21 protein-coding genes are annotated in these 19,385 nt (G+C 59.9%); 15 read left to right on the top strand and 6 right to left on the bottom strand.

From position 1 onward, the window contains the following. The first annotated feature begins 47 nt into the window (after positions 1–47). Entirely contained in the window at positions 48–749 is a 702-nt protein-coding gene (locus tag ACR0KJ_RS02420) for an SIMPL domain-containing protein (protein ID WP_480625900.1), read from the top strand. 2 nt (positions 750–751) lie between these two features. Here the strand turns inward: ACR0KJ_RS02420 and ACR0KJ_RS02425 are convergent, their stop codons facing one another. The 3 genes from ACR0KJ_RS02425 to ACR0KJ_RS02435 all read right to left on the bottom strand — a co-directional run bounded on the left by ACR0KJ_RS02425 (position 752) and on the right by ACR0KJ_RS02435 (position 3,825). Continuing rightward, a complete protein-coding gene (locus tag ACR0KJ_RS02425; protein ID WP_170621648.1) occupies positions 752–1,462 on the bottom strand; it encodes a GNAT family N-acetyltransferase in 711 nt (236 codons plus the stop codon). Between the two features lie 3 nt (positions 1,463–1,465). Continuing rightward, on the bottom strand, positions 1,466–2,758 hold the full coding sequence (locus tag ACR0KJ_RS02430) for an O-acetylhomoserine aminocarboxypropyltransferase/cysteine synthase family protein (RefSeq protein WP_170451344.1): 1,293 nt from the start codon (positions 2,756–2,758) through the stop codon (positions 1,466–1,468). A gap of 71 nt (positions 2,759–2,829) precedes the next feature. Continuing rightward, positions 2,830–3,825, bottom strand: coding sequence for a hypothetical protein (locus ACR0KJ_RS02435; RefSeq protein ID WP_170621649.1), 996 nt, complete (start codon positions 3,823–3,825; stop codon positions 2,830–2,832). A gap of 288 nt (positions 3,826–4,113) precedes the next feature. Between ACR0KJ_RS02435 and ACR0KJ_RS02440 the strand changes: the two genes are divergently transcribed. The 4 genes from ACR0KJ_RS02440 (at position 4,114) to ACR0KJ_RS02455 (ending at position 8,206) form a co-directional block, all read left to right on the top strand. After that, on the top strand, positions 4,114–5,448 hold the full coding sequence (locus ACR0KJ_RS02440) for an NAD(P)-dependent oxidoreductase (protein WP_170451340.1): 1,335 nt from the start codon (positions 4,114–4,116) through the stop codon (positions 5,446–5,448). Between the two features lie 43 nt (positions 5,449–5,491). Next, positions 5,492–6,328, top strand: a complete 837-nt coding sequence (locus tag ACR0KJ_RS02445; protein WP_170451338.1) for a methyltransferase domain-containing protein — start codon at positions 5,492–5,494, stop codon at positions 6,326–6,328. A gap of 20 nt (positions 6,329–6,348) precedes the next feature. Next, positions 6,349–7,653 carry an NAD-dependent dihydropyrimidine dehydrogenase subunit PreA gene (gene preA / locus ACR0KJ_RS02450; protein WP_170518020.1) on the top strand — a complete coding sequence of 435 codons (1,305 nt, stop codon included), beginning with the start codon at positions 6,349–6,351 and terminating at the stop codon, positions 7,651–7,653. A 73-nt stretch (positions 7,654–7,726) separates the two neighbouring features. Next, positions 7,727–8,206, top strand: a complete 480-nt coding sequence (locus ACR0KJ_RS02455; RefSeq protein ID WP_170451334.1) for a hypothetical protein — start codon at positions 7,727–7,729, stop codon at positions 8,204–8,206. Between the two features lie 3 nt (positions 8,207–8,209). On the opposite strand, the gene ACR0KJ_RS02460 is transcribed toward ACR0KJ_RS02455, so the two are convergent. Continuing rightward, positions 8,210–8,818, bottom strand: coding sequence for a TetR family transcriptional regulator C-terminal domain-containing protein (locus ACR0KJ_RS02460; RefSeq protein WP_170451332.1), 609 nt, complete (start codon positions 8,816–8,818; stop codon positions 8,210–8,212). A 170-nt stretch (positions 8,819–8,988) separates the two neighbouring features. On the opposite strand from ACR0KJ_RS02460, the gene ACR0KJ_RS02465 reads away from it, so the two are divergent. From ACR0KJ_RS02465 to ACR0KJ_RS02510, 10 genes are all read left to right on the top strand, one after another. Continuing rightward, positions 8,989–10,239, top strand: coding sequence for a Zn-dependent hydrolase (locus ACR0KJ_RS02465; RefSeq protein ID WP_170451330.1), 1,251 nt, complete (start codon positions 8,989–8,991; stop codon positions 10,237–10,239). Positions 10,240–10,330: 91 nt separating this feature from the next. After that, positions 10,331–11,785: a dihydropyrimidinase gene (gene hydA / locus ACR0KJ_RS02470; protein WP_480625901.1), complete on the top strand. Its 1,455-nt coding sequence runs from the start codon at positions 10,331–10,333 to the stop codon at positions 11,783–11,785. 53 nt (positions 11,786–11,838) lie between these two features. Continuing rightward, complete coding sequence (locus ACR0KJ_RS02475) at positions 11,839–12,636, top strand: ABC transporter ATP-binding protein (RefSeq protein ID WP_170451327.1); 798 nt, start codon at positions 11,839–11,841, stop codon at positions 12,634–12,636. Continuing rightward, a complete protein-coding gene (locus ACR0KJ_RS02480) occupies positions 12,629–13,063 on the top strand; it encodes a GNAT family N-acetyltransferase (RefSeq protein WP_170451326.1) in 435 nt (144 codons plus the stop codon). The genes ACR0KJ_RS02475 and ACR0KJ_RS02480 overlap by 8 nt, the downstream gene beginning before the upstream one ends. Continuing rightward, the gene (locus tag ACR0KJ_RS02485) at positions 13,060–13,992 is read left to right on the top strand and encodes an ABC transporter permease (RefSeq protein WP_480625902.1); all 933 of its coding nucleotides are present in this window, start codon (positions 13,060–13,062) and stop codon (positions 13,990–13,992) included. The genes ACR0KJ_RS02480 and ACR0KJ_RS02485 overlap by 4 nt, the downstream gene beginning before the upstream one ends. Continuing rightward, on the top strand, positions 13,989–14,834 hold the full coding sequence (locus ACR0KJ_RS02490; protein ID WP_170518042.1) for an ABC transporter permease: 846 nt from the start codon (positions 13,989–13,991) through the stop codon (positions 14,832–14,834). The genes ACR0KJ_RS02485 and ACR0KJ_RS02490 overlap by 4 nt, the downstream gene beginning before the upstream one ends. 62 nt (positions 14,835–14,896) lie before the next feature. Next, on the top strand, positions 14,897–15,886 hold the full coding sequence (locus ACR0KJ_RS02495; RefSeq protein WP_170734569.1) for an ABC transporter substrate-binding protein: 990 nt from the start codon (positions 14,897–14,899) through the stop codon (positions 15,884–15,886). A 158-nt stretch (positions 15,887–16,044) separates the two neighbouring features. Continuing rightward, positions 16,045–16,758, top strand: a complete 714-nt coding sequence (locus ACR0KJ_RS02500) for an ABC transporter permease (protein ID WP_170451322.1) — start codon at positions 16,045–16,047, stop codon at positions 16,756–16,758. After that, positions 16,751–17,485, top strand: a complete 735-nt coding sequence (locus ACR0KJ_RS02505) for an ATP-binding cassette domain-containing protein (protein WP_170451321.1) — start codon at positions 16,751–16,753, stop codon at positions 17,483–17,485. The genes ACR0KJ_RS02500 and ACR0KJ_RS02505 overlap by 8 nt, the downstream gene beginning before the upstream one ends. Before the next feature lie 20 nt (positions 17,486–17,505). Further along, on the top strand, positions 17,506–18,321 hold the full coding sequence (locus tag ACR0KJ_RS02510) for a substrate-binding domain-containing protein (RefSeq protein WP_170621657.1): 816 nt from the start codon (positions 17,506–17,508) through the stop codon (positions 18,319–18,321). 53 nt (positions 18,322–18,374) lie between these two features. Here ACR0KJ_RS02510 and ACR0KJ_RS02515 read toward each other — a convergent pair whose 3' ends face one another. Both ACR0KJ_RS02515 and ACR0KJ_RS02520 read right to left on the bottom strand, forming a co-directional pair. Continuing rightward, entirely contained in the window at positions 18,375–19,247 is an 873-nt protein-coding gene (locus ACR0KJ_RS02515) for a substrate-binding domain-containing protein (protein WP_480625903.1), read from the bottom strand. Beyond that, positions 19,248–19,373 carry a hypothetical protein gene (locus ACR0KJ_RS02520; protein ID WP_480581542.1) on the bottom strand — a complete coding sequence of 42 codons (126 nt, stop codon included), beginning with the start codon at positions 19,371–19,373 and terminating at the stop codon, positions 19,248–19,250. Positions 19,374–19,385: the final 12 nt, after the last annotated feature.

A 19,385-nucleotide genomic window follows, 5' to 3' on the forward strand; every position in this document is an offset into this window, starting at 1 on the left:
ATGGCAAAGCCCTGCCAACCCATGTTGTAGGCAATTAGTTTGGAGGGATGACCTTGAAGACATTCGCTTTTCTGGCCGCCATGATGGCCGCAACAACCGCCGGGCTGGCACATGCGGAAGAACGTCGCATCAATGTGGACGCCACGGGAACCGTGCAGGTCGCGCCCGATATGGCGACGATCACGCTGGGCGTGACAAACGAAAACGCCGAAGCCTCTGTGGCGATGCAGGCGACATCGGACGCTGTGGCGCAGGTTCTGGCCCGTCTGACCGACATGGGGATCGAGGATCGGGATGTGCAAACGCGCGACCTGTCCCTGTCGCCGGTCTGGTCGAATCGAAATCAGCGGGACGGCAGCGCGCCCGAGATCACAGGCTTTGTTGCGTCGAACCGGGTATTTGTGCGGGTGCGAGATCTGAGCCAGTTGGGACAGATCATGGATGCCGTCATTCAGGACGGGGCCAATGATTTCGGCGGCCTCAGCTTTGGTTTGCAGGACCCCAAACCGATTGAGGTGCAGGCCCGCGCCAAGGCGGTGGGCGAAGCTACAGCCAAGGCCGAGCAACTGGCGCAAGCGGCAAATGTCACTTTGGGTCCGGTCCAGACAATCTCGGAACGCGGTGGCGGTGTGCGCCCTATGGCCGAGATGCGCGCTTTCAGCGCGGCGGATGCCGGTAGTGTACCCGTGGCCAGCGGAGAGATTTCGGTTTCGGTCAGCGTCTCGATGGAATTCGAGATTTCCGAGTAAGACTACGCCTCGGCGCGGGTCATCAGCGGTTTTCGTTGCTGGCCCGCCGCGTCGAAATTGTCGGGCGACAGCCATTCTTCGAACGCGGCCTTGATACGGGGCCAGTCACTGTCGATGATCGCGTACCACGCCGTATCCCGATTGCGGCCCTTGTAATGGGTCGCCTGCCGGAAGATGCCCTCGAACGTGAAACCCAATCGCTGCGCCGCCCGGCACGAGGCGGCATTGAGCGCGTCGCATTTCCATTCATACCGGCGATAGCCCAACTCGTCGAAGACACGTTTCATCATCAGGTACATAACTTCGGTCGATTGCGGCTTGCGCTGCAACAGGGGGGAGAAGTGGATGTGCCCCACCTCAATTGCCCCGGCCGCAGGCGCAATCCGCAGGTACGAGGCCATGCCCACCGGCACCTCATCCGCATCCAAGACTGTGTGAAACATCGGATCCGCATCCATACAGTTGGCGCGGGCCCAGGTTTCAAAATCCGGCTCGGACTCAAACGGGCCGTAGGGCAGGTAGGTCCAGTTCCGATGATCGGCGTCATTGGCAAACGCCCGGAACAATCCGGGCGCATGTCTGTTCACGTCCAGCGGCACGACCGAGCAATACTGGCCCATCATCGGCGTATAAGGCGGTGTCGGGCGCGGGAAATCGCCTGTGACCGGCAGACCGATGGGTTGACCCAGCGCGTTGGTGTCGTGCCCGCTCATGGCTTAGTTACTGGCTTTGGCCAGGGCCTGATCCAGATCGGCGATCAGGTCATTGGCATCCTCGATCCCGATGGATACACGCACCACGTTGGGGCTTGCGCCCGCAGCCTCTTGCTGTTCCGGTGTCAACTGACGGTGCGTGGTCGAGGCCGAGTGGATGATCAGCGACCGGGCATCACCCAGATTGGCGACATGGCTGAAAATCTCCAGCGCGTTGACCAGCTTGATACAGGCGTCATAGCCACCTTTGACGGCAAAGGTGAACAGCGCACCCGCGCCGCGAGGGTACTGCGCCTTGACCCGGTCGTGATAGGGCGACGAGGGCAGGCCCGCATAGGTCACGTAGTCCACGCGATCATCGGCTTCGAGCCATGCTGCGATCTTTTGCGCGTTCTCGACATGACGCTCCATCCGCAGCGACAGGGTCTCGATCCCCATCAGCGTGTAATGCGCGGCTTGCGGGTTCATGGTCATGCCCAGATCGCGCAACCCGATGGCGATGCCATGGAAGGTGAAGGCCAGTGGCCCAAAGGTCTCGTGGAATTTCAGGCCGTGATACGCCTGCTCCGGTTCGCTGAGTGAGGGGAACTTGTCGTTGGCCGACCAGTCGAACTTGCCCGAATCCACGATGCAGCCGCCGGTGACGGTGCCATTGCCGGTCAGGTATTTGGTGGTCGAATGCACAACCAGCGTCGCCCCGTGTTCAATCGGGCGGCACAGGTAGGGCGTGGCCGAGGTGTTGTCGACGATCAGCGGAATGCCTGCCTCGTCAGCCACATCCGCCAGCGCGCGGATGTCGGTGACATAGCCGCCCGGGTTGGCGATGGATTCGCAGAACACCGCGCGGGTGTTTTCGTCGATGGCAGCCTTCACCGCGTCCAGATCATCGGTGTCCACAAACGTGGCCGACCAGCCAAAGCGTTTGATCGTCTGGCTGAACTGGGTGACGGTGCCGCCATACAAACGGGTCGAGGCCACCACATTGCAGCCCGGTCCCATCAGCGGGAACAGCGCCATGATCTGTGCCGCGTGGCCCGACGAACAGCAGACCGCGCCAACGCCGCCTTCCAGGGTCGCCACACGCTCTTGCAGCACGGCCACCGTCGGGTTGGTCAGGCGCGAGTAGATGAACCCAACCTCTTGCAGGTTGAACAGGGCTGCAGCGTGGTCGGCATCGCGGAACACATAGGCCGTGGATTGGTAGATCGGTGTCTGCCGCGCGCCGGTTGCCGGGTCCGGGCGTGCGCCCGCGTGAATTTGCAGCGTGTCGAAACCGTAGGTGGGGCCGTCAGACATCAAAAAATCTCCTGTTGGAATGTGTGTTGCCGAATCTGTAGGACATTGCCCGCCGTCACACAACGCTGCTGTCAGCGCATCCACAGGCCTTGCGCTTTGATCCGGTTCCGAATGGCCTGTTCGCGGCTGGGCAGCGCGTTGCGGTCGAACAGGTCCCGGATTTTCTTACCCTTGCCCTGGATCACCAGCTTTTTGATCGGGTCGTACTGTTTCAGGACCTTCTTGATCTTGTTCGGGGCCGTAACGGTTTCCAGAACATCGATCACATGGTCGCTTTCGCGGGCATAAAGCATTGGAAACAGGCGGTAGTGACAGCTGACCGAGCCTTCCAGAAGCCCCTCGGGCAGGGCATCGCGTCCGCCGCCGAAGGAATGGATCACAAGGGGCAGGGCGGCCTGATCCAGCCAGGGATCGAGGTTCTGTCCGACCAGTTCCGGAAAATGCTCGTCCCGGATGGTGCGCGCGAAGTCCAGAAACCGTTCGCCAAACTGGCGCGGACATTTGTAGAAGTAATAGCCCGCGTTGAAATACAGATACCGCCGCCAGTGCTCGTGCGGTTGGCTGGTGTCAATCGAGCTGTCGAAATCCAGACCAAAACGCCGGTACAGCGCGGACCAGATGCCATCAAATCCCGGCCCGTACAGGGTCGGCTTGGGCCAGGTGCCTTCGACCTTCAAGGATGCGCCGGGGCGGTCGAAATCAAACGGAACGCTGCCCAGATCGCCCGTGATCAGCGTATCTGTATCAAAGAAAACAAAGGGTTCGCCTTCGGGCAGGGCCAAAAGCGCCTCGATCTTGTTGCCATAGGGATAGCTTTCGCCAAAGACATGGCTGTCGAAGGGCAGGATCTCGGCACCCAGATGTTTCAGGGCTTTCAGAACGTCCTCGTCCTGAATGGCGGGGTTCTGAGGCCAGCGCGGGCCGGGATTGGGCGTGGCGACAAACAGACGCCCTTTGAAATCGGGCGATGAATGGCGCAGCGAGGCAGCGAACAGCACGGCCTCGTATTGCAGGCGGTTGTTCTGACCGATGATGACGATGTTGAAATCTTGCGAAGCTGCCCGCATCTGTGCCCGTCCCAAACATGCGCGTTGTCTCACGCACCTGCCTTCGGGCTTACAGCAAGCCGGATAGGGCGTCAAAAGACTGTTGAGGTCCGGCGACCCGACTTGAACGGGTTATCCCGACACGCCGCCCTGCAAAATGCTTAGAAAGTGAGCAAAACGGGGCCAAATCCGGTCTGTATCGGCTGCCGGATTCAAATTTTTGACCATTTGGCAAATTTTACCAATTGATAAAAAATCAAAATGTGGCAAGCTGAGGTCACAACAAACATATCTACAGGGAGTAGAGCGATGGCACAGGGCCAGATGGCACCCGGAATCGTTTCCGGGCGGCTTTCCAGCGATGAGCTGACCTCGAATTTTACCGATTTGCATCCGCCGCTGGCCCCGCACGAGGCTGCCGTGGCCGCAGATCGCTGCTATTTCTGCTATGACGCGCCATGTGTGACGGCCTGTCCGACGGATATCGATATTCCGTTGTTCATTCGCCAGATTCAGGCGGGTCAGCCGCAATCTGCGGGACGGACCATTCTGGACCAGAACATTCTGGGCGGCATGTGCGCCCGTGTCTGTCCGACCGAGACCTTGTGCGAAGAGGCCTGTGTGCGCGAAACAGCCGAAGGCAAACCGGTTGAGATCGGGCGTCTGCAACGCTTTGCGACTGATGATGTGATGGCTTCGGGCGTTCATCCGTTCGAACGTGCCGCCGCGACGGGCAAAACCATCGCTGTGATCGGGGCAGGGCCTGCCGGTCTGGCCTGCGCGCATCGGCTGGCAATGCTGGGCCATGATGTGGTGATCCATGAAGGCAAACCTAAGCCCGGCGGTCTGAACGAATACGGGATTGCCGCTTACAAATCGACCAATGACTTCGCGCAGGCCGAGGTGGATTGGCTGCTGAAGATCGGCGGTATTTCCATCGAAACGGGGTCGCTGTTGGGCGAGGGCCTCTCGCTTGAAGGCCTGATCGAGAATTACGACGCCGTGTTCCTGTCCATCGGTCTTGCTGGCGTGAACGCGCTGCGGGCGCAAGGGGTAGACAAGGACGGCGTGCGCGCTGCGGTCGATTTCATCTCGGACGTGCGGCAAGCGTCGGATCTGGCCGATTTGCCAGTGGGGCGCAATGTCGTTGTGATCGGGGGCGGCATGACTGCTGTTGACGCGGCGGTGAAGTCGAAACTGCTGGGTGCCGAGCATGTCACGATTGCCTACCGCCGTGGGCGGGACGCAATGGGTGCCAGCCGGTATGAGCAGGATCTCGCGGCATCGCACGGGGTTCGGATCATGACTAATGTTCAGCCTGTTGCGGTTCATGGCAACGGTGCGGCGGTCGAGGTCGAGTTGGAATATACCTCAAGCCAGAATGGTCAGCTGACTGGAACCGGCGAGACCATTCGCCTGCCTGCAGATCAGGTGCTGAAAGCGATTGGTCAAACGCTGGACGGCGCGCCCGAAGGTCTGGAACTGGACGGCAACAAGATCGCCGTCAGCGGGGCCGGACGCACCTCGATGGCTGGTGTCTGGGCGGGCGGCGACTGCGCCGCGGGCGGGGAAGACCTGACTGTGACCGCCGTTGCCGAAGGCCGGGACGCGGCGATGGACATCCACGCGAGCCTTGTTTCGTGATAGGGTGAGGCATTCAACTCATCCCATTCGCTGAGGTACCGTTATGTCCCAGATCGAAAACGCAGTTGCCCAACACTACACTACCGGCGCTCTGACGGATCGCGTGCGCGATGCCCTGAAAGCCAGTGGCGTTGACCCCGACGCGGCCACGGTCGCGGACCTGAAAGCCGGTGACGAGTTTCACACTGGCGGGGTTCTCGCCACGGATCATCTGTTTGCCCAGCTGTCGCCCACCCATGCGACGCGGGTGCTGGATGTGGGCTGCGGGATCGGCGGGACATCGCGTTATGTCGTGGACCGGTACGACTCGAGGGTGACAGGGGTCGACCTGACACCTGAGTTTGTCGAAACGGCAACGGCACTCAGCGAGATCGTGGGGCATTCCGACAAGGTCGAGTTCCACGTCGGCAGTGCTTTGGACATGCCAGTACCGGATGCCGGGTTCGATCTGGCGGTGATGCTGCATGTCGGCATGAACATCGAAGACAAGGCCGGGCTGTTTGCCGAGGTGTCGCGCGCACTTGCCACGGGTGGCAGCTTTGCCCTGTTCGACGTGATGGCTGGTGCAACAGACGAACCGTTGGCTTTCCCCTTGCCTTGGTCGACTGTGGCCGAGACTTCGTTTGTGCACGCGCCAGAGGTCTATAAGGACGCAGCCGCATCGGCGGGGCTTGAATTGGTGACCGAGACGGATCGTACCGAATTCGCCATCAAGTTCTTCGAGGAAGTCTTTGCAAAGATTGCCGAAACCGGCCCCGCGCCGTTGGGCATCCACCTGATGATGGGTGATACGGCACCAGAGAAGTTTCAAAACTACGTCGCAAACCTGCATGCCGGGCGGATTCGCCCGACCGAGATGATTTTCAAGAAAACCGGCTGAGGAGCCGGAAAGGAGTACCCATGGCTGACCTGACGACAGACTTTCTGGGCATTTCCAGCCCCAACCCCTACTGGCTGGCCTCGGCCCCGCCGACCGACAAGGAATACAACGTCCGCCGCGCCTTCGAGGCCGGATGGGGTGGTGTGGTCTGGAAGACACTGGGGGCCGAGGGCCCTCCGGTCGTGAACGTCAACGGCCCGCGTTACGGGGCCATATATGGCGCGGATCGGCGGTTGCTGGGGCTCAACAATATCGAACTGATCACTGACCGGCCCTTGGAAGTGAACCTTGAAGAAATGGCGCGGGTCAAGGCGGATTACCCGGACCGCGCGCTGATCGCCTCGATCATGGTGCCGTGCGAGGAAGAAGCGTGGAAAGCCATCCTTCCGCGTGTTGCCGAAACGGGCGCGGACGGCATCGAACTGAACTTCGGCTGTCCTCACGGGATGAGCGAGCGGGGAATGGGGTCTGCCGTTGGGCAGGTGCCGGAATATATCGAAATGGTGACCCGCTGGTGCAAGATGTACTATGACCGCCCGGTCATCGTGAAGCTGACGCCGAACATTACCGACATCCGCAAACCTGCAGCTGCGGCGCGGAATGGTGGGGCAGACGCGGTATCGCTGATCAACACGATCAACTCGATCACCAGCGTCAACCTGGACACGTTCAGCCCCGAACCCTCGATTGACGGCAAAGGCAGCCATGGCGGTTACTGCGGCCCGGCAGTCAAGCCGATTGCGCTGTCGATGGTCTCGGAAATCGCACGGGCCGAGGCGACGCATGGCATGCCGATCTCGGGCATTGGCGGCGTGACCACATGGCGCGACGCGGCAGAATTCATCTCATTGGGTTGTGGCAATGTGCAGGTCTGCACGGCGGCCATGACCTATGGGTTCAAGATCATCGATGAACTGACGGCGGGCCTGTCCGAGTGGATGGATGAGAAAGGCTATACCAGCGTCTCAGAAGTCGTTGGGCGCGCGGTGCCGAATGTGACCGACTGGCAGTATCTGAACCTGAACTACATCGCCAAGGCCAAGATCGATCAGGACCAGTGCATCAAATGCGGCCGTTGCTACGCCGCCTGTGAAGACACCAGTCATCAGGCAATTTCGATGTCGCCGGATCGCGTGTTCGAGGTGATCGACGAGGAATGCGTCGCCTGCAACCTCTGCGTGGATGTCTGCCCGGTCGAAGGCTGCATCTCGATGGAGCCGATGGCCGCGGGCGCGGTCGATCCGCGCACCGGCAAGGTTGTTCAGGAGGAATATGCCAACTGGACGTCCCACCCGAACAACCCGATGGCGAAAGCCGCCGAGTAAGAGATACCGGTATCCCGCAAATACCGGTTCGGTGATACAGTGCCGCTGACATACAGGATCAAAGGAGAATGTCATGCCAGCGGCACCACCGGGCCGTAACAAGGGTGGCAACCGGGTCACAAAGCTTGACCGGGACACATCCAAAAAGAACGTCGCCCTGTCCAAAGCCAAACAGCGAGACGCGCTGGCGGCAAAGAATTTCGTGCTGCACCAAAAGCAGGTCAAAAAGGACCTGGATCAGATGATCAAGCTGCGCCGCTCGATCGAAGAGATGCTGAAAAAGCTGAAAGAGGATCGCCAGCTGGATCAGCGCTTTCTGGGGCAGGTCAAGAAAAAGGTCAAAGCATTACAGGACTTTGACAAGTTCATCAAAGCGTCCGAGCGTGAGCATTCCATCGGCGTCCAGCAGCCCAAGATGTATACCGCCATCGTACGGGATGCCGGGAAAGTGCCCAAGATCAACACGGTTAACACAATGGGCGATCTGACCATATTGCTGGCCATGGCCATCGTGATTTTGAAACGAATACTGGCTCTGAAACCCGCGAAATAAACCTTAGGGTGTCAGCAGTTTGCGATAGAGCATCTCGACAAAGGGTTCGGCCCCTTCGAACGGGTCTTCCTCGCCCAGAATGGCGCGGACCTGCACGTCAAAATCGGCGTAATGCTGGGTCAAGGCCCAGATCGAAAAGAACAGATGATAGGGGTGCACGCGGGCAATTTTACCGTCATCCATCCATCTGGTCAGGATCTCGGATTTCGAGTCGACCAGGGCCTTGAGGTCGGTGGACAGGGCATCATGTATGCGCGGCGCGCCCTGTACCAGTTCATTGGCAAACAGGCGGCTTTCGCGCGGTAATTCGCGGCTCATCTGCAGTTTGCGCCGGATGTAGGACAGGATTTCCTGCATCGGATCGCCGTTTTCGTCCAGATCGTGCAATGGGGCCAGCCAAACGTCCAGCAAACCGGACAAAAGCGCGGTGTGGATCGCCTCTTTCGAGGGGAAATAATACAGCAGGTTGGGCTTGCTCAGACCGGCCTCGGCCGCGATCTGATCGACGGTCGCCCCGCGAAACCCATGCGCCGAGAACACGTTCAAAGCGGCTTCGAGAATCGCGGCGCGGTTCTTTTTCTGAATTCGGGTTGGTGCGCGGTCTTTGGGCATGGTTCCTGCGTGTCTCTTTTTAGCCAAGTGAGTGTGAATTATGCGGAAAAATTCCGCTGTGTTTCGCAATTTCTTGACTGATGTCGAACCCGTGATAGCGTGAGTTTGACCAGATGGTCAAATCAAGACACCAAAAGCGAGCCAAATCGCAAGCGACAGGGAAAAAGACAATGGCAGCTCCGGCGCAGAATCTCAGGATCAATGGCGACAGGTTGTGGGACAGCCTGATGGAAATGGCCAAGATTGGGCCCGGCGTCGCGGGCGGTAACAACCGCCAGACATTGACCGATGAAGACGCCGAAGGCCGCGCCCTGTTCCAGACATGGTGCGAGGATGCGGGCTGTTCCATGGGGCTGGACCAGATGGGTAACATGTTTGCCCGGCGCGAGGGCACGGACCCGGATGCGCTGCCGGTCTATGTGGGCTCGCATCTTGATACGCAGCCGACGGGGGGCAAATATGATGGCGTTCTGGGCGTGCTTGGGGGATTGGAGATCATCCGGACCCTGAATGATCTTGGGATCAAGACCAAACACCCTATCGTGGCGACGAACTGGACCAATGAAGAAGGCACGCGATACGCGCCTGCCATGCTGTCCTCGGGCGTGTTTGCCGGGATGCACACGCAGGATTGGGCCTACGGTCGCGAAGATGCTGAGGGCAAGAAATTTGGCGACGAGTTGCAGCGTATCGGCTGGCGCGGCGATGAAGAGGTCGGCGCGCGCAAGATGCATGCGTTCTTTGAGTTGCACATTGAACAGGGGCCGATTTTGGAGGCCGAAGGCAAGGATATCGGGGTCGTCACCCATGGTCAGGGGTTGAGTTGGACTCAGATAACCGTGACCGGCAAGGATGCGCATACCGGATCGACCCCAATGCCGATGCGCAAGAATGCCGGGCTGGCGATGGCGCGCATTCTTGAGAAGGTGGATGAGATCGCCTGGTCCCATGCACCCCATGCCGTTGGGGCGGCGGGACATATCGACATCTATCCGAACTCACGCAATGTGATCCCGGGCAAGGCGGTGTTCACGGTCGATTTCCGCTCGCCCGAGTTGGATGTGATCACCGATATGGAGAACCGGTTGCGCGTCGCGGCCGAGGACATTGTCAATGAGATGGGCCTTGAGATCGAATTCGAGAAGGTCGGCGGATTTGATCCGGTCAAATTCGATGATGGATGTGTTGCTGCCGTGCGCGATGCGGCGGAACGGTTGGGTTATTCGCACACGGACATCATCTCGGGCGCCGGGCATGATGCCTGCTGGATCAACCGGGTTGCACCGACCGCGATGGTGATGTGCCCGTGTGTGGATGGGCTGAGCCATAACGAGGCCGAAGAGATCAGCAAGGACTGGGCTGCGGCCGGGGCCGATGTTCTGTTTCATGCGGTCGTCGAGACGGCGGAAATCGTGGAATAGGGGGCGCTGCCCCCGTCGCCCAAGGGCGACTCCCCCGAGGTATTTTTGAACAGAAGAAGCAAGTGGCGCAGACCACATCAGGGAGTTTAACATGAGCACAGTCATCAAGAACGGAACCGTTGTTACGGCAGATTTGTCTTACAAGGCGGATGTGCTGGTCGAAGGCGGCGTGATCATTGAGATCGGGATGGGCCTGAAGGGCGATACCGAGCTGGACGCGACCGGATGTTACGTCATGCCGGGCGGCATCGATCCGCATACGCATCTGGAGATGCCGTTCATGGGGACCTATTCCAGCGACGATTTCGAAAGCGGCACGCGGGCGGCTTTGGCGGGTGGGACGACCATGGTGGTCGATTTTGCGCTGCCAAACCCGGGCGAGAGCCTGCTGGATGCGTTGAAGCGCTGGGACAACAAGTCGACGCGTGCGAATTGCGATTACTCGTTTCACATGGCGGTGACCTGGTGGGGCGAGCAGGTGTTCAATGACCTCAAGACGGTGATTGAGACGCGGGGCATCAACACGTTCAAGCATTTCATGGCCTATAAAGGCGCGTTGATGGTGAATGATGACGAATTGTTCGCCTCGTTCAAGCGTCTGGCCGAGCTGGGCGGCACCGCGATGGTCCATGCCGAGAATGGCGATGTGGTGGCGGAACTGAGCGCCAAACTGCTGGCCGAGGGTAATACCGGCCCCGAGGCGCATGCCTATTCCCGCCCGCCGCAGGTGGAAGGCGAGGCGACCAACCGGGCGATCATGATCGCGGATATGGCGGGCGTGCCGCTTTATGTCGTGCATACCTCGTGCGAAGAGGCGCATGAGTCCATTCGGCGGGCCAAGATGCAGGGTAAGCGGGTGTGGGGAGAGCCTTTGATCCAGCATCTGACCCTGGATGAAAGCGAATATTTCAATCAGGATTGGGATCACGCGGCGCGGCGGGTCATGAGCCCCCCGTTCCGGAACAAGCAGCATCAGGACAGCCTGTGGAACGGGTTGCAATCCGGGACGCTGAGCGTTGTGGCCACGGACCATTGTGCCTTTACCACGGAACAGAAACGCTATGGCGTGGGGGATTTCACCAAGATCCCGAACGGGACCGGAGGGCTTGAAGACCGGATGCCGATGTTGTGGACGCATGGGGTGAATACCGGGCGCCTGACCATGAACGAGTTCGTAGCGGTAACTTCAACAAACATCGCCAAGATATTGAATTGCTACCCGAAAAAGGGCGCTGTTCTGGTCGGCGCGGATGCCGATTTGGTGGTTTGGGATCCTGAGAAATCCAAGACCATCAGCGCGGGCACTCAGCAATCGGCCATCGACTACAACGTCTTTGAAGGCAAAGAGGTCAAGGGCCTGCCACGCTTTACCCTGACACGTGGTCAGGTCGCTGTGCATGATGGAGAGATCCGCACGCAGGAAGGCCACGGTGACTTTGTAGCGCGTGAGGCGAATACGACCGTGAACAAGGCGTTGAGCACATGGAAAGAGCTGACCGCGCCGAGGCCGGTCGAGCGGACGGGTATTCCGGCAACGGGCGTATGACGTAGATGAGCCGTCTTGCGGCGGCTCAAATCCACTCTTTTCAAGGCAATGGAATGAATACTGAAAGTAAGACCCCGTCCGTGATCGAAGCCAGGCAACTTGACCTGACCTTCCAAACCAATGACGGGCCGGTTCATGCCCTCAAGGATGTGAACCTGACAATCGACAAGGGCGATTTTGTCAGCTTCATAGGCCCTTCGGGCTGCGGTAAAACCACGTTCCTGCGCTGCGTTGCTGCGTTGGAGACCCCGACCGGGGGAACGTTGACCGTGAATGGCATGACCCCGGATGAGGCGCGGCGCAAGCGGGCTTATGGGTATGTGTTTCAAGCGGCAGGCCTGTATCCGTGGCGGACCATTGCCAAGAACATCAAACTGCCGCTTGAGATTATGGGTTATTCCTCGGCGGAACAGGATGAGCGTGTTAGGAACGTACTGGAACTTGTTGATCTTGAAGGGTTTGGTGGGAAATTTCCATGGCAGTTGTCTGGCGGAATGCAGCAACGGGCCAGCATCGCGCGAGCCCTGGCCTTTGATGCCGATATCCTGCTGATGGATGAACCGTTCGGGGCTTTGGATGAGATTGTGCGCGACCACCTGAATGAGCAGCTTTTGGCACTTTGGGCACGGACCGAGAAGACGATTGGCTTTGTGACCCACTCGATCCCCGAGGCGGTGTATCTGAGCACCAAGATCGTGGTCATGAGCCCCCGACCCGGGCGGATTACGGATGTGATCGACAGCCCCTTACCCAAGGAGCGGCCGTTGGACATTCGTGACACGCCGGAATTCATCGAGGTCGCGCATCGGGTGCGCGACGGGCTGCGGGCGGGGCATTCCTATGATGACTGACGCCGTCCAAATCAGACGCGCAAGGCCCGAGGATGTGGAGGCATGCGCGCGGGTGGTTCATGACTGGGCCAGCCAAACCGACTGGATGTCGGACGAACTGCCCGTAGGTCAAATCGCCGACATGATCCGCAAGGCGTTTGATGCGCGCGAAATCTGGGTCACCGGAGACCCGATTGATTGCTATATGTCGGTCGATCCAAAGGAAAACAAAATCGGTGGGCTCTATTGCAGCCGAACCGGACAGGGGATCGGCAAGAGATTTGTCGATCAGGCCAAAGAGGGGCGGGACTTTCTTTGGTTGACCACCCATACCCCCAACACGGCGGCGCAGCGATTTTACCGGCGCGAAGGGTTTGAGGTGACGGCCGAGGAACCGCCGGTGCCTCCGGACACCGTTCCTGTCCTGCGGATGGAGTGGCGGGCATGAAACAGTTCTTTGCAGTCATGACCGTTCTGCTGGCTATTGTTGTGCTGTGGTATCTGGCGGTTGCACCGATGAATATCCGTGTCTCGCTGGATCAGGCCGAACGCGCAGGCGAAACCGTCACGCCCGAGGCGTCACGGGACCGTCAGCAGGTCTCGGTCTGGGTTCTGATGACGCAGAATTCAGCGCATATCGTTCGCGGCTACGAACTCGACCGTCCGCGCCTGCCGACCCCGATTCAGGTGGGGCAGGAGCTGTGGAAAACCACTGGTGAGATGGCGATGCGCGGGCGGGCCATGTCAAAGCGGTCGTTGATCTATCACGGTTGGATCACGCTGCAATCCACCCTTTGGGGTTTCTTGTTGGGCACTGCCGTGGGCATTCTGGGGGCCGTCGCCATTGTCTATTCCCGCGTTGTCGACATGAGCCTGATGCCATGGGCCATCATCAGCCAAACGGTGCCGATTGTGGCGCTGGCCCCGATGATCATTGTCCTGAGTTCGCAATTGGGGATCGAGGGGCGTGGGGTGCCCAAGGCCATTATCTCGGCCTACTTGTGTTACTTCCCGGTTCTGGTCGGGATGGTCAAAGGGCTGCGGTCGCCTGCCGTTTCGCAACTGGATTTGCTCAGAACCTACAATGCAAACGGACTGCAGGCGTTTCTGAAGCTGCGCCTGCCGTCCTCGGTGCCGTATCTGTTTACCTCGCTGAAGGTGGGGATCGCGGCGGCCTTGGTGGGGACGATTGTGGGCGAGTTGCCGACGGGTGCAATCTCGGGCCTGGGTGCGCGGATATTGATCGGGGATCAGTTCGGCACGCCGCTGGCCATCTGGGCGGCGCTGTTTGCGGCGGCGATTCTGGCCGGCATCCTGGTGACGTTGCTGGACGTGCTGCAACGGGTGACCCTAAAACGCATGGGGATGGGCGCATGAACTGGCTGATCTTTTCCCTGATCTTCTGGGCCGGTGCCTGGTGGCTGAATGCCTGGCTGGCGCGGTCGATCTATCGCGACTCGAAGGGTATTCGGGTCTTTGTGCCGGTGCTGTTTGGTGTCACGCTGCTAATCCTGTGGGAGGGACTGGTGCGGGGCCTCAACGTCTCACCCGTGATCCTGCCGCCGCCGTCAATGGTGGCGCAGACCTTTGCGAATTCGACGGATATTCTGTGGCAGGATTTTACCCAGACGGTTTTTAAAGGGGCGTTCACCGGCTTTGCCATCGGCAGCAGCGCCGCTTTCGTGACTGCAATCCTGATAGACCGGTCGGTGTTCCTGACACGTGGGCTGCTGCCCATCGGGAACTTTGTCGCGGCCCTGCCCATCGTGGGGATTGCGCCCATTCTGGTCAGTTGGTTCGGGTTTGACTGGCAATCCAAGGCGGCTGTTGTCGTCGTGATGGTGTTCTTCCCGATCCTTGTGAATACGGTGCAGGGCCTGCGCGAGGCGGACGCCATGCAGCGCGATCTGATGCGCACCTATGCGGCCAGTTACATGCAAACGCTTATCAAGCTGCGCCTGCCTGCGGCGATGCCGTTCGTTTTCAACGGCCTCAAGATCGCCACAACGCTGGCGCTGATCGGGGCTATCGTGGCCGAATACTTCGGATCGCCGACGCGCGGCATGGGCTTTCGGATTTCGACCGGGGTGGGCAGCCTGTCCATCGATCTGGTCTGGGCCGAGATTGCAGTGGCGGCCATGGCGGGGACGGTGTTCTATACATTGGTGGCGGGGCTCGAAAAGGTGGTAACCTTCTGGCACCCCTCACAACGCGGATAACAAAAAGAAGACTTAACAGACCCCGAAAATGGGGCACAACACGCAACTAGGAGAAGATGAAGATGAAAAAGCTACTCAGCGGGGCGGTTGCCGCCTTTAGCCTGGCCGCCAGTTCAGCACTGGCCGCAGATGAGGTGACCTTGCAGCTTAAGTGGGTCACGCAGGCTCAGTTCGCTGGCTACTATGTGGCGAAGGACAAGGGGTTTTATGAGGAAGAAAATCTGGACGTGACCATCCTGCCGGGTGGTCCGGATATTGCACCGACGCAGGTGATCGCCGGTGGCGGGGCCGATGTGACCGTCGAATGGATGCCTGCCGCATTGGCTGCCCGCGAAAAGGGGCTGCCTTTGGTCAATATCGCGCAGCCGTTCAAAAGTTCGGGCATGATGCTGACCTGCTGGAAGGATGCCGGGATTGCCGCGCCGGAGGATCTGAAAAACCGCACCCTGGGTGTTTGGTTCTTTGGCAACGAATTCCCGTTCATGAGCTGGATGAGCCAGCTTGGCATCGATACCGGCGGCAAAAGCGAGAGCGGGGTTGAGGTTCTGAAACAGGGTTTCAACGTCGACCCGCTGTTGCAGCGTCAGGCCGATTGCATCAGCACCATGACCTATAACGAATACTGGCAGGTCATCGATGCAGGCGTCAGTCCGGATGAGCTGGTGACATTTAAGTACGAAGATCAGGGCGTCGCGACGCTGGAAGACGGTCTTTATGTACTGGAAGAGAACCTGAGCGATGAGGCTTTTGTTGAAAAGATGCAGCGCTTCGTCCGCGCCTCGATGAAAGGCTGGAAATATGCCGAGGAGAACCCGGAAGAGGCCGCTCTGATCGTTCTGGACAATGACGCGACCGGTGCGCAGACCGAAGAGCATCAAAAGCGCATGATGGGTGAGATCGCAAAGCTGACCGCGGGCTCGAACGGCGCGCTGGACCCGGCGGATTTCGAGCGGACCGTTGGCACCTTGCTGGCCGGTGGCTCTGACCCGGTTATCACCAAACAGCCCGAAGGTGCCTGGACGCATCAGATCACCGATGCGGCATTGAACTAAGCCAAACGGGCATTTCGCACGTCACGGCGCGGTCCCAAACGGGGCCGCGTTTTTCATTCCGACTGTCGGAAATGTGTATGTACTTGGGGTCAAACCGGGCTAATATTTCCTTGTAATTTATCGCATTTCATCCGATTTGCGTTGCAACTGGGGAAATAATGCAGGGATTTGCATCAGAATTCAGCGGCGCGCTGTCTTTGATCCTCAATGGGGATGCAGAGCTGTGGGCCATTGTGCTTCTGTCCCTGAAAGTTTCCCTGTTTGCGGTACTGATTTCTGCGCTGATCGGGATGCCGGTTGGGGCAGCTCTGGCTGTTGCCCGGTTCCCCGGACGGCGGGTTCTGATCGTGCTGATGAACGCGCTGATGGGCTTTCCGCCGGTGGTGGTGGGGCTGTTGGTGTATCTGATGCTGTCCCGTTCGGGGCCGCTGGGCGTGCTGGAACTGCTCTATACTCCGACCGCGATGATCATTGCTCAGGTCGTGCTGGTGACGCCCATCGTGGCCGCGCTGACCCGGCAAGTGGTTGAGATGCTGGCCGAGGAGTATTCGGAACAACTCCGCTCGCTTGGGGTGTCGCGTCTGGCCTCGGTTCCGGTGCTGCTGTGGGACGCGCGGCTTGCCCTGATCACCGCGCTGCTGGCCGGGTTTGGCCGCGCGATTGCCGAGGTCGGGGCGGTGATCATCGTGGGCGGCAATATCAACCATGTGACACGGGTGATGACCACGACGATCGCGCTGGAAACCTCGAAAGGCAATCTGGCGCTGGCGCTGGCTTTGGGTGCGATCCTGATCGGGATTGCGGTGGCCGTGAATGCGATGGTCAGCGCCGCCAGCCTGCGGGCCGAGCAGGAGGGATTGCGCCATGCGTGATCTGGTCTCGGATATGACAAATCGCCTTCATGTCCGCGACGTGCAGATCCGCCGCAACGGGAAAGCATTGCTGGATGTCGCCGGTCTGGTGCTGGACGGGCCGGGGCCGACCCTTTTGCTAGGGCCGAACGGGGCCGGCAAAAGCCTGTTGCTGCGCTGTTTGCACGGGCTGATTGCGCCGGATCAGGGGAGGGTGATGCAGGACGACACACCGCTGAACGCTGATCATCTGTCGCGGCAGGCGATGGTGTTTCAGCAGCCGGTTCTGCTGCGACGCTCGGTCTCCGCCAATCTGGATTTTGTACTGAAACGTCAGGGGCTGGCACGCGCCGCGCGCAAAGCCCGGATCGTTGAATTGCTGGCCGAGGGTGGGCTTGAGGACAAAGCCCGGCAATCCGCGCGTTCACTGTCAGGCGGTGAGGCGCAGCGGCTTGCGATCCTGCGCGCGCTGGCGGTGAACCCCGAGACTTTGTTTCTGGACGAACCCACAAGCGCGCTTGACCCAAGTGCCACGCAGATGATCGAACGTATGATCCTGCGCGCGTCGTCTCGGGGTGTGCGGATTGTGATGGTCACCCACGACATCGGGCAGGCGCGGCGGCTTGCGGCGGATATTGTCATGATGCAGGGCGGCCATGTGGTTGAACATGGTTCCGCAAAGCAGGTTCTGGATGCCCCGCAAAGCGAGGCATCCCGGCGCTACCTGGCAGGCGGTTTGGTCACTTAGCAGGAAACTTGGAGGTCGCGATGGTTCGGGCAGTTTTGCGCGCAGCACTGGTGGGTCTTGGCCTGATGGCAGGGACTGCTTTGGCAGAGGAGCCGTTCATTGTCGTGCAATCCACCACGTCTACCCAGAACTCGGGCCTGTTGGACTATATCCTGCCGGGGTTTGAGGCGGAGAGCGGGATCGATGTGCGCGTCGTGGCTGTTGGAACCGGTCAGGCCATTCGCAACGCGATCAATGGGGACGGGGATGTGCTGCTGGTGCATTCTAAGCCGGCCGAGGAGCAGTTCGTGGCCGATGGCTGGGGCGTTGAGCGATTTGACCTGATGTATAACGATTTTGTTCTGGTCGGACCGAAATCGGACCCGGCTGGCGTCAAGGGCGGGTCGGATATTCTGTCTGCATTGGCGGCGATTGAGGCGGTAGAGGCCGTTTTTGTCTCGCGCGGGGATGACAGCGGTACGCACAAGGCCGAGCTCGGCCATTGGGCGGAGGCCGGTATTGATCCGACCGAGGCGTCCGGGACGTGGTATCGCGAAACCGGCTCGGGCATGGGGGCGACGTTGAACGTGGCCAGCGGCATGGGGGCCTATACGCTGACCGACCGGGCAACCTGGCTGTCCTTTGGCAACCGGGGCGATCTTGAAATACTGGTCGAGGGCGACCCGCGTTTGTTCAACCAATATGGCGTGATCCTTGTGAACCCCGACAAACACCCCACAGTGCGCGCCAACGCAGGGCAGAGGTTTATCGACTGGCTGCTGGGGCCGGACGGTCAGGCGGCCATCGAGTCATTCCGGCTGCAGGGGCAGCAGGTGTTCTTTCCAAACGCGCAGTGAATTGGCCTGCGGCCAATGCCTTCGGCGAGAGTATTTTTTTAAAAGATGAAGCGTTACCCGCTGGCGCCATTATGGTGGATCTGTCCCAATCCGTTCAGATCGTAGCCGCCGAATTCGGAGGCCCGGGCGTGGAATTGGTCGGAGCGCAAGAAGCGCAGCAGTTTCTGCATCGGTGGGTCGAAATAGGCGCGCCGCCAGATGGCCAGATCCAGACGTTCGGAATGAGTCGGCGCAAAGCCAAGGTTGTAGAGACTGGCCAGAGCACCCAACCCGAACCCGGCCTCGGCCTTGCCGTCATGTAAGGATATGGCCAGTTCCTCTTCGGTGCGGGCGCAGTTTGGCAGGGCGTTCAGATCATCCCGTGCCATGCCGTGCGCTTTAAGTTGCGCGTCAAACAGGCGCTGGCTTGCGGCGCTGTTCTGGCGCAGGATGACGCGCCGATTTCTAAGATCGGCAAACCCGCTTATGTCGGTGACGCCGGGGGCCAGCAATAACCCGCGCTGCCGCCGGGCAATTTCGACCAGAACCACGGGCGCTTCGCCCAGCGCATCGCGCAGGGAGGTTGTATTGAACCCATCTTCTTCGTGGATGTGCAAGACCGCGGCTTGCGCGCTGCGATCTGCAAGGCGGGTCAGCCCGTCGAAAGAGCCGTCATAATAAGTCGCCAACCCCGATCCGCTTTCCCGCAGCGCCCAGTCCAGCAGGGGATCATGGCTGCCTGCGACGATGGCGGGCAGGGGTGGTTCGGCCACCTGCGGACCGGATCGAGAGGCGTTGAGCCATGCGATCACCTCGGCGCGGGGGAACAGCAGTTTGCCCATGGCGCGGACGCAGGGCACCTCGCCCGAGGAGGCCAGATCGTAGGCCTTTCGCTCGCCGATCCGCAGCAGGTCGGCCAGTTCTTTGGTGGTCAGGTAGTCGGACATTCAGTCGAGGCGCACGGCTGAGCCGGAAGTGGCCTCTTCGGCGCTAAAGCCCATCTGCTCCAGCGTGTAAGGGGCTGCAACGGTGATGACGACCATCGCGGCCAGGGCGGCAAAAAAGGCTTTCATGGTCTCCTCCGG

Source organism: Ruegeria sp. AD6 (assembly GCF_056542325.1).

Coding starts and splice junctions, on each gene's coding strand:
- ACR0KJ_RS02420 (WP_480625900.1), top strand. CDS start 48: ATGACCTTGAAGACATTCGCTTTTCTGGCCGCCATGATGGCCGCAACA.
- ACR0KJ_RS02425 (WP_170621648.1), bottom strand. CDS start 1,462: ATGAGCGGGCACGACACCAACGCGCTGGGTCAACCCATCGGTCTGCCG.
- ACR0KJ_RS02430 (WP_170451344.1), bottom strand. CDS start 2,758: ATGTCTGACGGCCCCACCTACGGTTTCGACACGCTGCAAATTCACGCG.
- ACR0KJ_RS02435 (WP_170621649.1), bottom strand. CDS start 3,825: ATGCGGGCAGCTTCGCAAGATTTCAACATCGTCATCATCGGTCAGAAC.
- ACR0KJ_RS02440 (WP_170451340.1), top strand. CDS start 4,114: ATGGCACAGGGCCAGATGGCACCCGGAATCGTTTCCGGGCGGCTTTCC.
- ACR0KJ_RS02445 (WP_170451338.1), top strand. CDS start 5,492: ATGTCCCAGATCGAAAACGCAGTTGCCCAACACTACACTACCGGCGCT.
- preA (WP_170518020.1), top strand. CDS start 6,349: ATGGCTGACCTGACGACAGACTTTCTGGGCATTTCCAGCCCCAACCCC.
- ACR0KJ_RS02455 (WP_170451334.1), top strand. CDS start 7,727: ATGCCAGCGGCACCACCGGGCCGTAACAAGGGTGGCAACCGGGTCACA.
- ACR0KJ_RS02460 (WP_170451332.1), bottom strand. CDS start 8,818: ATGCCCAAAGACCGCGCACCAACCCGAATTCAGAAAAAGAACCGCGCC.
- ACR0KJ_RS02465 (WP_170451330.1), top strand. CDS start 8,989: ATGGCAGCTCCGGCGCAGAATCTCAGGATCAATGGCGACAGGTTGTGG.
- hydA (WP_480625901.1), top strand. CDS start 10,331: ATGAGCACAGTCATCAAGAACGGAACCGTTGTTACGGCAGATTTGTCT.
- ACR0KJ_RS02475 (WP_170451327.1), top strand. CDS start 11,839: ATGAATACTGAAAGTAAGACCCCGTCCGTGATCGAAGCCAGGCAACTT.
- ACR0KJ_RS02480 (WP_170451326.1), top strand. CDS start 12,629: ATGACTGACGCCGTCCAAATCAGACGCGCAAGGCCCGAGGATGTGGAG.
- ACR0KJ_RS02485 (WP_480625902.1), top strand. CDS start 13,060: ATGAAACAGTTCTTTGCAGTCATGACCGTTCTGCTGGCTATTGTTGTG.
- ACR0KJ_RS02490 (WP_170518042.1), top strand. CDS start 13,989: ATGAACTGGCTGATCTTTTCCCTGATCTTCTGGGCCGGTGCCTGGTGG.
- ACR0KJ_RS02495 (WP_170734569.1), top strand. CDS start 14,897: ATGAAAAAGCTACTCAGCGGGGCGGTTGCCGCCTTTAGCCTGGCCGCC.
- ACR0KJ_RS02500 (WP_170451322.1), top strand. CDS start 16,045: ATGCAGGGATTTGCATCAGAATTCAGCGGCGCGCTGTCTTTGATCCTC.
- ACR0KJ_RS02505 (WP_170451321.1), top strand. CDS start 16,751: ATGCGTGATCTGGTCTCGGATATGACAAATCGCCTTCATGTCCGCGAC.
- ACR0KJ_RS02510 (WP_170621657.1), top strand. CDS start 17,506: ATGGTTCGGGCAGTTTTGCGCGCAGCACTGGTGGGTCTTGGCCTGATG.
- ACR0KJ_RS02515 (WP_480625903.1), bottom strand. CDS start 19,247: ATGTCCGACTACCTGACCACCAAAGAACTGGCCGACCTGCTGCGGATC.
- ACR0KJ_RS02520 (WP_480581542.1), bottom strand. CDS start 19,373: ATGAAAGCCTTTTTTGCCGCCCTGGCCGCGATGGTCGTCATCACCGTT.